Source organism: Pirellulales bacterium (genome assembly GCA_036499395.1).
Classification (GTDB): domain Bacteria; phylum Planctomycetota; class Planctomycetia; order Pirellulales; family JACPPG01; genus JACPPG01.
This window is the reverse complement of the sequence record DASYDW010000016.1, coordinates 24,750-36,182: the sequence shown is the minus strand read 5'-3', so window position 1 is coordinate 36,182 and position 11,433 is coordinate 24,750. Positions and strand designations below refer to the sequence as shown.

Sequence of the window (11,433 nt, the reverse complement as noted above, 5' to 3'; positions counted from 1 at the left end):
CCTTCCCTCACCGCGTGCAGGATGGAATCCGCCGAGTGCACGAAAGATTCAATCACTCGGCGCGATCGTTGCCACGCAGCGGCAGTAGCGGCGTACCATGTTGTGACTCGTCGATGCGTGTGAAGCGGCGGCCTGCAGCCGACAAATCGCAAACGGTCGACTGGCGAGCATGATCAGCTTGCGTCCGCCGAAACGGGTGCTAGAGCAGCGAGGTACGAGCCTTAGAACCGCAGTCGACGCCAGGATAGACGGGGGTGACGTACACCTGGTTACCACGTCGGCGAGCGGCGAGCTCCAAAATCATCCCGAGGCGCAGATCAAGCTGCCGTGGGTCAGGCGACTCCAAAACTTCATTCCTTTAACAAGCCAAAGAACTTTCCGGAACCTCAACCCGACCCACGGCGGCAGCGCCCAAATCTTTTTGATATTCCCGTGGCCTTTCCGCGCGCGCTCTTCTTTTTCATTGAGCTTGCGTTCCGCTTTCTCCGTTTCTAAAACGGCCCCAGCCGACTGTCAGCCGCCCACTCTTTCCCTTCCAGGCCAGAAGATTCTCGCCACAGAGATTCTCGCCACAGAGATTCTCGCCACAGAGTTCACCGAGGCCACAGAGAATTCTCTAGGCACAATTCCCTAACTTTCTCTTGGTGCCTTTTCGCACTTTTCGTGGCCGGATTTTCTAAGTACTTGTAGGGTGTGTCCGAGACACACCATTCTTCCTGGCCCCGGCTTCTAATCTGCGAAAACCCGCGCAATCTGCGGATCAATAAAAAAGAAGGTGCGTCACAGACGCACCGTACCTCAGGCCGGAAGAAAAACCTCGCTGGCGCTGCGGGATAGTGTGTTTGACCCTCATGTGAATTGCTGAGTGAAAGTGTCATTCCCGCTCATCATTCAGCACTTCACACTCGCCACTTGCCTTAGATCAGCTCTTCGATCGGGCGGCCGTCTTCCACGATGGGGCGTGGCCGGCCGCGGAGGTCGAGATACGCCCCATCCAGCGGTACGCCCATGTGTTGAAAAATCGTGGCGGCCAGGTCCCCCGGCGTGACGGGGCGTTCGCGAATCTGGCCGCCGTCGTGTTCGCTGGAACCGATGATCTGGCCATGCCGGAATCCGCCACCGGCCACGGTCATCGACATGACGGGGGGCCAATGGTTGCGGCCGTCGGTCGAGCCTTGCGTGCCGATCTGCGGCGTGCGGCCGAACTCTCCCATCGCCAGCACCAGCACATCGTCGAGCAATCCGCGCTCGCCGAGATCGGTCACGAGCGTCGTCAACAAATGATCGAACACCGGCAATAGCGGCTTCAATCCACTCATGATGCCGCCGTACGGGGGAATGTTGTCGCCGTGGGTGTCCCACGTGCCTGACGAGCTGTGATTGCTCAAGTCGATCGTGACGAAGTTCACGCCCGCCTCGACCAGCCGCCGGGCCAGCAACGCTTGTTGGCACCACGGGTGCTCGCCGTAGCGGTCGCGATTGGCTTGCGGTTCGCGTGACAGATCGAACACAGTTTGAGCTCGTTCACCGACGACGATATCGACAGCCTGCTGCGAAAAGCGATCAAGCGCCAACATCGAGCCCGACAGGTCGAGGTTCTTTCGCAAGCGATCGAGCTGCCCACGCAATTCTTGCCGCGAGCCGAGTCGCTGCTGATCGAGCCCGCCGGGCAGCTTGAAGAGTTCGCCCACATTGTTGGCCACGAACGGATCGTACTGCTTGCCGAGGTAGCCGCCCCAAGCAAGATGATCGCGATCCTTCATGTTGAGCGTCACGTACGGCGGCAGCGCCGGATCGTTCGGCCCCCGAAAGCGCGCCACGAGCGAGCCGATCGCCGGATAGAGATGCCCCTCGCGGTTCAGCCGCGGCTCGGCCTCGGAGTTGCCGGTCTGCATCACCTGGTTCGGTTCATGATTCGAGAACCGCGCATCGACCGAACGGATGATCGTCATACGGTCGAGCATCGCGGCTTGCTTGGGCAGATGCTCGCACAGTCGCACGCCAAGCAGGACCGTGGGGATGGTGCCAAAGGGGCCGCGAATCTCGCGCGGCGCATCCGGCTTCGGATCCCAAGTATCGACATGGCTGGGCCCGCCCGTCATCCACAAGAGAATGACGCTTTTATTGCTGGGCAACTTTGCGCCGGTCGTGGCGGCATCGCTTCGTGCTCGCAGTAATCCTGGCAGGCTTAACCCGGCGAGTCCGGCGAGCGACGCCTTCAGCACGCTGCGACGATCCCACACAACCAGCCCTTCGCGCACACGCGCGTTGAGGCTCTCGAACGCATGAGCAGGCGACTTCGCTGGCGGAACAGGCCGCATGGCAGGTCTCAGCAGGCAGGAGCGATCGGGCAGAAATCAGGCAGGACGTATGCGCTAAAGCTACCCGAGCGCCCCAATACCTGCAATGTATCTACGCGAGTAGTGCCAAAAGCCAGCGTCCTACCGGATCGCGGTTGTCGTTCTTTGCGATTGCCCAACTCCTCAAACTTTAATCCGTACTGCCACTTCGAAAGTCGGCTCGCGTGAGTGGCCAATTCACACATTGAAGACTCGCACAAAGAGACTTAAGCTTCGAACACTCGGCGAAAGCATCACTGAACGTGGCCGCCCTCGGCGGTCTGGGTATCCTAAGAGCTCGTCACGTAGGCGAGTATCTACAAGAGCCCGTAGCTGGCACTGCGCATTTAGCGCACGCCTGCTGCGGGCTTTTTTTGTTTAGGGAGCAAAAAAGGTGGGCAATAGCGAGAAACGAATCGACGCGGGCTACGGCCACATTCGGGAAAGCAAGCCCCTTTGGTATTCCGCAGACGTGAGCCCCGAGCTCGGGATCGCCTCTGGATCGCAGTCAATTGGAGTGGCTCGCGAAGTCTTCGACAACACATCAACGACTCTTGCGAGAGATCGAAAGCGCCGAAGCACAGCAGGCGCATGACCGACGTTTACTTGAATGGCTGGCAACATATTCGGACTCCCACCAACACCGCTTGAACGAGCTACGGCTCGCCGAGCAAAATGCGCATCATGCACATGACCCTAACAATCGGGCCTCTATCGAGAAGAACACCACGGAAACGTGGAACTCCTCGAAACATCCACGGCGAGGTGCCGCACCGAACCCTGGCTGGTTCGCATCGACCGGTGGCAAAGCTGCCTCGCCCCCGGCTCAATTGCTCGTGACTGGCCCCCTGACAAATCGTCGACACGAGCAAACAATTCTGCCTCCGACCATCGCGCGGCGAATATCTCAGACCACCAGCCCAGACGCGACCAGCTTGCCGCGGCCAACGATTCGGCCAATGGGAACGAAGGACACTCATTCTTCGATGCAGTAATTCGCCGAAATCAGCAAATCGGCGACCTGACTGGAGGAATGACGCCGGAGATGCGCCGATCTAGTCGGCTGGCAGGCGAACTCCAGTCGGCTGCCAAACTTCCCGAGGAGGTGATTCGCGCCGCCGCGTCAGGACTGCAAACCGGCGCGAAATCCGTTGTGAATTCGTCGGCAACGGCAGTCTATAACTTCGCTACTCTTGGGCTGGACAACAGGCAACTTGAGCTCCTTGGTATCACGGAAGAAGACCGAGCCAACGGTTACGACACCGCTGTGGCAATCGCGACAGCCAGCGGACAAGTCTTAGTCGCCATCGGAACGAGCGGAATCGCAACCGCATTGGCCAAGGGGGGCACAATCGCGCGAAGTGCATCGGGCACACTGATCGCGTATGACTCAGTGGGCAACGCCGTGGGCGTGGTTCAAGGCACCTATGATGCCGCGAAGAACGGCATCAATCTGAAAAACGGAATCGCAATCGCAGGAAATACACTCGGTCTAACAAGCAATTTCATTGCGAGAAAACAACTCTTAACGGCAAAGCCCAGCTTTAAATCTGAACCACGGCCTGCTCCGACAACGACTTCACCAAAGCCGACTGCCGATTTCCGCGTTGGTAAGCATGGAGAGATGCCGTCTCCACGTCCAGGCTTGCACTCGCATCATGGTGTGATGAGTGCTTGGATGAAGCGAAAGTACCCAAATTACGACGAGAGCAAAGCACCTGCGGTTTTGATGCCGAAGGAGAATCATAAAAAGACATATGGTGTCTATAACGCGTGGAGAGCCCACGCAAAGAGAGAGATGGGAGGCACTTTTGATTGGAACTCGGTTCCCGAGGACGAGGTTCAGAAACTGTCAGAAAGAATGTTCGACGCTTCGGGAATACCCCACGTAATCCGGAAGCAATACTGGTGCGAATACGATAAATTGAAGGGTGTATTAAGAAGGACGGGCGAACAAAAGCAAATGGAAGGGCGAGGCATGGCCGACTCGCGAGGTGTTTTGATCGCCGACGAAATGCGGCGCTGGTATGGAACGTTCTACGACCGGAGTTCTCGGGCAATACTTGACCCCAGCAAAGCGCCTCCGCTACTCCGCCCGCTCCTCCCGTATGCTGAGTTCTGGGGACTTGCCGATGATCGGCCCAGGGAACATCTTGTTGCAGAAGCGGCGCGAGACGTCCGTCAAAACCTTTGTGCTGTTGTTGCCCGCTACGACGACTACCTCGACGACTGGCTCGCAGGTCCCGAAGGAGACGCCTCCGAGTTTTCCGACGAGTACATCGCCTACAGCGCCCTGCGCATGGCCGCCGATTATGCCGCTGCGTTTCATGATTGCAGCTAGTCACACTTCGCGCAATTAAGATGATCTAATGGACGACTTACTTGACGACTATTGTCGCCATGCGGCGAACCACGGTGCGTCCCTTGCGACAGGAGATGCAGAATCGAGCAACGTTTCTTATGATCGATTGCACGAGACGCTCATCGAACTGGCAAGAGTCAGGCGGCGCAATGACCTGTTCGGCCTTTACAACTTTCCAGATCCGCATGTTCAATGTTGGGCAGCTGCGCATACACTCGAAGTGGATCCCGCGCGAGCCCTAAGAAAGCTCGCCGACGTCGTGAAGCTAAATATCCCGATTCTTAGCCGAGACGCAGAATTAACGATCGAGGAATGGAAGGCCGGTAATCTGAGATTTCTCGCGCAGTAAGCGCAACTACCACCTAAATCGTCTTATCAGCTATTACTTCGCCCGCGTATGTACGACGTGGGCGGCGACTTGCAGCTTTCCTTTACGGCGGATATCGAACTCCACGCCGGTCGCGCCGCGGCGCTCGGTCGAATTCACCGGCCCGCGTAGTTCGACCACCGCCGGCCGGCAGGTTGCCAGTTCAACGAGAAACTTGCCGTCGATCGGGCTGCGCCGTCCCGCGGCAGCGGGCAGCGTGTGCAACAGCGCACACAATTGGCCGTCCACGCGCTCCGTTCCCATCAGAATCACCTCGAGCGGCTCACTCGCAAGCGCCGGGTCCCAGGCCGACAGTAGCTTCGCGGCATAATCGGCCGGCAATTCGACGCGCTGGCCAACCGTCATCGTACGGCCATTGAAGAACACGCCCAACGGGTGCGGCTTGCCGAGGTTGTCGAGCGTCCGAGATACGATCTCACGCTCTTCGTCGGGAGGCGCCTGCCCTTGCTCGTCGGCGATCGCCAGCTCGTCCCCTTTGCGGGCGACGATGTAGGTCTTGCCCGCGACAGGTCGATCGCTCGCTTGCACCGCGCCAACGCGGGGCTGCGTGGTTTGTTGCGATTGCTCGTACGTCAGGCGAACGCGAGCTGTCTCGCCCGGCCCCGCCTGCAAGCGCACGACCACTGCTTGCTCGTCGCGAACGGCCATTTGATCATTGACGTCGATCACTTCCCCCGCTTGCGAGCGAATGGTCTTCATGTCGATCGTGTAGCGCACCGTCTCATGAACCTGGTCACCCACGGCCAGCGGCCGATAGGTAAAGCGGTACTCCTGGGGAGGATCGCCGAACGCCAAGCCCGACGCGGCCGAGTAAATGGCCACCAGTAGCGTAAGATAAACGAGCCGTGACATGAGGTCGCATGCTCCGCGGGGGATCGGATACGCTAGGGGCCGCCGATGCGCATTGAGAAGTGCGCGGGATGGTGACCGCTGCTTAGTCGTCGGTCAAGGTCAATCGATGCCAGCACGTCGCGAGTTGTAAATTCCACGGCCGGCAGCCGCTGCGAACCGCGCATAAAAAAGCTCGTGTTGCGGCTGGTGAGAAACCAGCCGCAACACGAGCGTTGAAGGAGAAATTGCACTCGAAAGGCGGACGAGACGTCCGCCCCCCAAGTATGAGAGACGCGCCTGGCGGCAAACGCACAGGTGGGTCCGCTTGTTACTCCACCAGGTACGGCACCTGGGCGTAACGTAGCTTGTCGTGCTTCTTGGCGTCGTACTGCTCGATCACGCCGGCCGACACCAATTCGCTACGCATCCGCACCGGCACCGGGTAACCGTTACCGCTGATCGAATTTGGGTCGAACGGATGAAACGAGAAGATGCCGTCCGAACCGCGGATCCGGCCATACCAATCGCGGCCAGCCTCGAACTTACTCACCGGTTGATTCACCGTCTGATGGCAACGCATGCACGAAGCCCGATCGACCTCGACAAAGCCTGCGTCGTATTTGGCCGGCACGATGTGGAACGATGCTTCGGTCGTGGGAGCAGCCGCCACCGGCCCGTTGGCCCCCTCGGACCAAGGATTCCCCAGCGCCGACTTGAAGGTGGTTTCGGTCAGCAGTTCACGCACCAACTGATCGTCCTCGAGCGAGGGCAGAACATAGACCCCCATCGATTGCTGAAACGACTTTCGCGGGTGCGAGTCGACCAACTTGCGCTCAGGCAAGTTCGTGGCCGACGTCAACAGGCTAACGGCCGATTTCAGATTCTCAGCCTTTTCCCATTCAGGACGCAACTCCTTGATCCGATCGGCCAGATCCTCCGAGCGCGGGAAGGGACGGAAAACATCTACCGCCCAGTCGTCGACCTCGCGGAAGCGAACCCGCACCTCGAAGCAATAATCCCGCCCGTCGGTCCCGCGCATCATCAACACTTCGCCCACCACGGCTCCGGCGGGAAAGCGCCAGCCATAACCTTTTTGCCCGTCCCCCACCTGCCGAGTGTGATACCAAACGACCGGATGGATCTTCCCCTCCTCGTCGCGCGGCAGGCGCAGAAAGCGAAACGACCAGACGTTCTTCGCCCGATGGGTGCCTGCCGGCGCGCCCCAGGGGAACTCGCGATTGCCGTTGCCAAACGGCTCGCTGCCATTGGCCGAGATGTTGTAGCTAGCACGATGCACGCCCGGCATCTGGCCATTCCAGAACTGGTACGCCTTGGGCATTTCGCGATCGGTGTACACGATCAGTTGTGGATCCTCGAAGATCGCCTGCACCTCGGGGTCAGCGACCTTGGGCAGATAATCGCGCAGCCGCTTCTCGCTCTTCTCCGGCATCAGCCGCACGAGTGCCTCGCGCTTGGCCTCGGCCGGCGGGGCGTCAGTCATCGAGCGAGCGGTGGACGTTGTTAAGACAATGCTTGCCACGACTAGCGGCAAGAGGGTTCGCATGGACATAGTTTCCTCCGTGCAAATCAAGGTTGAGCCCCGCGAATCCCGACTTGCAGCCGACTAGGACCGGCTGTCGAGGGGCCGTGCGAAAAGTCCAGTTAGGTTCCGCACGATGATCAAGGGATAAAAAGCCCTCTTCAACCCTCAATGTGCGGGGCACTTGCCAGGTCGACGGTTGCTGGCTAAATCGCCTATTTCCAACATCTTCATGCCGGAAAACAGATGGGCGGCGCAGCAGTCAGGCCGCGAACCATTGCTATCACACGGCTTAGTCGCTTTGCCGCCGATGGTGCAGAATTAATGACCACCACGAAACTCATTCCGCATTAGATTAGTCGGGCGCAGAAAATTACAAAAAAGAGAGCAAATAACTGGCAGTCTGCGTAGCTTACGAGAAACGGCAAAGGCGAGATTCCGACCTCGAATCGTTCCTTCGCCAAGGTATTGAGCGATCTAAACTGCCTGAAATGGCGCCGGATACTCGACCATGCCAGCGATGTCCGTCGACGAATCATTCGGGGCATCCGCCAAGTCACAGACCATGAACGAGGCATCCTCGACGGGAAACGGCACCTCGAGTCCGCGCGCTCGTGCCGACTGAAAGCCAAACCGCGGATAGAAATCCGCATGGCCGACAACGATCACCCATCGATCGCCGCGCGCACGGCACGCCGCCAGGCCGGCGGCGGTCAATCGCGAACCGATCCCGCGCCGCTGCCACTCGGGCAGCAAAGCGACGGGCGCGAGAGCCAGTGCGCGATCGGCGCTCCCATCTTCACGACGAATCAAGATATCCGTGAACAGGATGTGCCCGACGATCTGTTCGCCCTGGCCGTCTCCAGTCGACGCACCGTTGCAGACGGCCACCAACGATAGCGCCGGATCGAAGCTTGGCAGCGTGCGCAACGCCTCGACCAGCCGGGCTTCCTCCTCGCGCTCGAAGGCCGCGGCAATGACCGCGCTGATTTCGGCGACGTCCCCAGGAAGCTCCGTGCGAATCTCGATCGCCTCGCTCATCCGCCGCTTACCTTTCGAGCCGATCTCACCCACGTCCGCTATTTCGCCAGCACGTGATCGCTCGGCTTCACCCCTTTTTGCGCGGTGCCGAAACCGAACGGGTGCGGCTGGTACTCACCGACGATCGCCACGTCGCTCTTCGCCGGAATGTCCGCTTCCTTCCCCACGGCCCACAAGCAGGCGTTGACTAGCAGTCGGCGCGTTCCTTCGCTCGATAGATCCTGCGACGCTCCCATCGTAGTCGTAAAAATCCGCGACTTCTTGCCTGACGAAGTGGTAAACGACTTCGTCCACGCCACCGGCATCATCGGTTCGTTGACCTTTCCCACCACGGGCGAGTCCGTCGCTTGCATGCCGGTCAGCACCTGCCCCAGTACCAGCGGCTGGCTATCTCCAGGCAGTGGCAACCGTACGCCATACACATCGGTCGGCCCCCAGATATCGCCATCCTTGATGCCACGCAGGATTGGATTGTCCTGCATGCCCGGCGCGATAAGGCCGCGTGTGCTCTGCTTGCCATGCTGACCGTGGTGATTGATCCACGTCTCGCCCAGCACCTGCCGGCCGAAGCCCCCGTCCCAATCCGGGCTTTGCCAGGCGTAGCGGGCATACTTCTCGCTTTTCTTGTTGTCGAAGGCGTGCGTCGAAGTTCGCATCGCCACCACGGGACGGCCCGATTCGACGTAATCGACAATATGTTTCATCTGGTCATCAGGCAGCTCGCGAAACCGCGTGAACAGGACCAGCAGATCCGCCTTTTCCAGCGCCTCAAGCCCAGGAATATTCGTCCGCACGATCGGATTGATCGTGCCATCGGCCGGATCGACCGCGAATAATACCGTGCATTTGAATCCCTGTCGCTTCGCCAGAATCTTGGCCAGTTGCGGCAGCGCCTCTTCGGAGCGGTACTCTTCGTCGCCGCTGACGAGCACGACATGCAGTCCCTTGCCCGGGCCAGCCTCCCCTTCGTAGCTAACCCAGCTCGACTCGGCCGCGGCGACCACACCGGCCATCCCCAGCACAACCATGACTGCGAACCGTAAAACGAGCGAGCGGCGAATCATCAGACTAGGTCTCCGGAGCCTGGTGCGGGATGCGTGCGACAGAATGCGACATCAGTGTAATCCGGGGCGGCGACGCTCAGTAGATGCCCGCCCCGGGCCTCGGCGAATGGCGTCTGCGCGGGGGGGTGGCCATGATTAACCCTCGCAATTTCGGGCCGAATATCGCAGAATCAGGCCGTGCCGCGAGACACCGATTGCACGTCGGATCCCATCCGGTCCCATCAAAACGTCGACCATCCTGCCGACGTGGACCATCGAGCCGGCCAGAAAGCGAGCCCCTGAGGGCGTTTTCCAACGGGCAAGTTCGTCGACACAGCGCAAGTTAGAGAAGCGCAAGTTAAAGAAGCGCGGCCTAGAGAGATGAAAAGCGAAGGCAATCCGAGGGGGGTCGAAATTCTATGAACCACTACCGCATCCTGCCATTCATGCTGACGGCGTTACTCATCGGACTCTCGTGCGACAACAGCCTGGCGATCGACGCAACGGGAGAGGCCGCGTCGTTCGTACACGTCTGCCGCGATGCAGGCGCCGGCGGGTACGAAGCCTTTCCCGATGTCTGTCGCCGCCAGGACGGCCAGTTGCTCTGTGTCTTTTACGCGGGACGCGCCCACGTTTCGCTCCCCAGCGCGGAACTGCCGCGCGGCGGCCGCATTTGCAGTTGCACGAGCGCCGACGAAGGAAAAACCTGGAGCCCGCCCGAGATTGTCTTCGACGGCGACCACGACGACCGCGATCCGTCCGTCGCACAGTTGAAGGATGGACGCCTGGCTTGCAATTTCTTCTCGCTCGCGAAGCCCGATCAGCCAGGGGTGCCGTACGTCGGACTAGGGAGCTTTATCATCTTCTCGACCGATGGCGGTAAGACGTGGACGCCGCCGCACGGGATCGCAGGGCGTGAATACTTTTGCTCGTCGCCGGTCCGCGAGTTGTCCGACGGCCGCGACATCCTTGGCCTCTATCACCAGGAAGCCGGCCTGCCCGGCGGCGCGATTACAACCAGTGAGGACGGAGCCAAGACCTGGCTCAAGCCGACGCGCATCGACGGCGGTGACAAAAAGCTGGCCGCCGAAACCGACGTCATTGAACTGAAAGATGGCCGGCTGTTTGCCGCCCTTCGCGCCGACGGTGACCAGCAGATGTGCTACAGCACGTCGCGCGATCACGGCCGCAATTGGAGCACGGCCAAACCGATCGGCTTCCTCGGCCACTGCCCCTATCTGCACCGCACGGTCGACGGCATCATCCTGCTCGGCCATCGCCAGCCAGCCACCAGCCTGCACTACAGTCTGGACGAAACCAAGACCTGGAGTCAGAACGTGAAGATCGACGCCCACGGAGGCGCCTATCCATCGATGGTCAACCTGAAGGACGGCTCGGTGCTCGTCGTCTATTACGAAGAAGGACCCGATTCGAACATCCGCGCCAAACGATTTCGTGCCACGGCGAAGGGGATCGACTGGCTCGATCTATGAAAGATGGGGTAGCACGCGGATATATTTGCCAGTCAAAGGTCGCTCAACGCCTGAATGGATTTGTTCTGAAACGCTCGCGAATCGCCGAGTCGCAATCCACATTGCGTGAAAGATCAATTACGCGACAGCGAGTGCTAGCAAATTAAGCACTGCCTCACGGCCGGTCGGGCATACGGAACTTCGATCGCAGGGCATAAGCATTTGTGCTTAAACAACTTGCGAATCGAACTCATTCAAGTTTCACAAAACGGCCCAACAGTTGCATCCGGTTTTGGCTAACTGGAGCATCATGATGGGTCAAACCGGCACAATCTCTTTCGTCTCAGAGCATTCGCTCTATTTGACACTCTTCGCGAGTAGCGCAGGCGGCTTGTAATCGCTGCCGGGGTATTTACC

8 protein-coding genes are annotated in these 11,433 nt (G+C 59.6%); 3 read left to right on the top strand and 5 right to left on the bottom strand.

What is annotated here, in order from left to right; genetic code table 11:
• Positions 1-917 precede the first annotated feature (917 nt).
• Positions 918-2,321 carry a DUF1501 domain-containing protein gene (locus tag VGN12_02945; protein HEY4308387.1) on the bottom strand — a complete coding sequence of 468 codons (1,404 nt, stop codon included), beginning with the start codon at positions 2,319-2,321 and terminating at the stop codon, positions 918-920.
• Positions 2,322-3,372: 1,051 nt separating this feature from the next.
• On the opposite strand from VGN12_02945, the gene VGN12_02940 reads away from it, so the two are divergent.
• Together VGN12_02940 and VGN12_02935 are read left to right on the top strand one after the other, a co-directional pair.
• Positions 3,373-4,680: a hypothetical protein gene (locus tag VGN12_02940; GenBank protein HEY4308386.1), complete on the top strand. Its 1,308-nt coding sequence runs from the start codon at positions 3,373-3,375 to the stop codon at positions 4,678-4,680.
• A gap of 28 nt (positions 4,681-4,708) precedes the next feature.
• Positions 4,709-5,050 carry a DUF2019 domain-containing protein gene (locus VGN12_02935; GenBank protein ID HEY4308385.1) on the top strand — a complete coding sequence of 114 codons (342 nt, stop codon included), beginning with the start codon at positions 4,709-4,711 and terminating at the stop codon, positions 5,048-5,050.
• A 33-nt stretch (positions 5,051-5,083) separates the two neighbouring features.
• On the opposite strand, the gene VGN12_02930 is transcribed toward VGN12_02935, so the two are convergent.
• The 4 genes from VGN12_02930 to VGN12_02915 form a co-directional block, all read right to left on the bottom strand.
• Positions 5,084-5,941, bottom strand: coding sequence for a hypothetical protein (locus VGN12_02930; GenBank protein ID HEY4308384.1), 858 nt, complete (start codon positions 5,939-5,941; stop codon positions 5,084-5,086).
• Between the two features lie 307 nt (positions 5,942-6,248).
• Positions 6,249-7,484, bottom strand: coding sequence for a hypothetical protein (locus VGN12_02925; protein HEY4308383.1), 1,236 nt, complete (start codon positions 7,482-7,484; stop codon positions 6,249-6,251).
• A 453-nt stretch (positions 7,485-7,937) separates the two neighbouring features.
• Complete coding sequence (locus VGN12_02920) at positions 7,938-8,501, bottom strand: N-acetyltransferase (protein ID HEY4308382.1); 564 nt, start codon at positions 8,499-8,501, stop codon at positions 7,938-7,940.
• A gap of 38 nt (positions 8,502-8,539) precedes the next feature.
• The gene (locus VGN12_02915; protein ID HEY4308381.1) at positions 8,540-9,565 is read right to left on the bottom strand and encodes a ThuA domain-containing protein; all 1,026 of its coding nucleotides are present in this window, start codon (positions 9,563-9,565) and stop codon (positions 8,540-8,542) included.
• A gap of 398 nt (positions 9,566-9,963) precedes the next feature.
• Between VGN12_02915 and VGN12_02910 the strand changes: the two genes are divergently transcribed.
• Positions 9,964-11,037: a sialidase family protein gene (locus VGN12_02910; protein ID HEY4308380.1), complete on the top strand. Its 1,074-nt coding sequence runs from the start codon at positions 9,964-9,966 to the stop codon at positions 11,035-11,037.
• Positions 11,038-11,433: the final 396 nt, after the last annotated feature.

Excerpts from the sequence above, each read along its gene's own strand:
- VGN12_02945 (HEY4308387.1), bottom strand. The coding sequence starts at position 2,321 with ATGCGGCCTGTTCCGCCAGCGAAGTCGCCTGCTCATGCGTTCGAGAGC.
- VGN12_02940 (HEY4308386.1), top strand. The coding sequence starts at position 3,373 with ATGACGCCGGAGATGCGCCGATCTAGTCGGCTGGCAGGCGAACTCCAG.
- VGN12_02935 (HEY4308385.1), top strand. The coding sequence starts at position 4,709 with ATGGACGACTTACTTGACGACTATTGTCGCCATGCGGCGAACCACGGT.
- VGN12_02930 (HEY4308384.1), bottom strand. The coding sequence starts at position 5,941 with ATGTCACGGCTCGTTTATCTTACGCTACTGGTGGCCATTTACTCGGCC.
- VGN12_02925 (HEY4308383.1), bottom strand. The coding sequence starts at position 7,484 with ATGCGAACCCTCTTGCCGCTAGTCGTGGCAAGCATTGTCTTAACAACG.
- VGN12_02920 (HEY4308382.1), bottom strand. The coding sequence starts at position 8,501 with ATGAGCGAGGCGATCGAGATTCGCACGGAGCTTCCTGGGGACGTCGCC.
- VGN12_02915 (HEY4308381.1), bottom strand. The coding sequence starts at position 9,565 with ATGATTCGCCGCTCGCTCGTTTTACGGTTCGCAGTCATGGTTGTGCTG.
- VGN12_02910 (HEY4308380.1), top strand. The coding sequence starts at position 9,964 with ATGAACCACTACCGCATCCTGCCATTCATGCTGACGGCGTTACTCATC.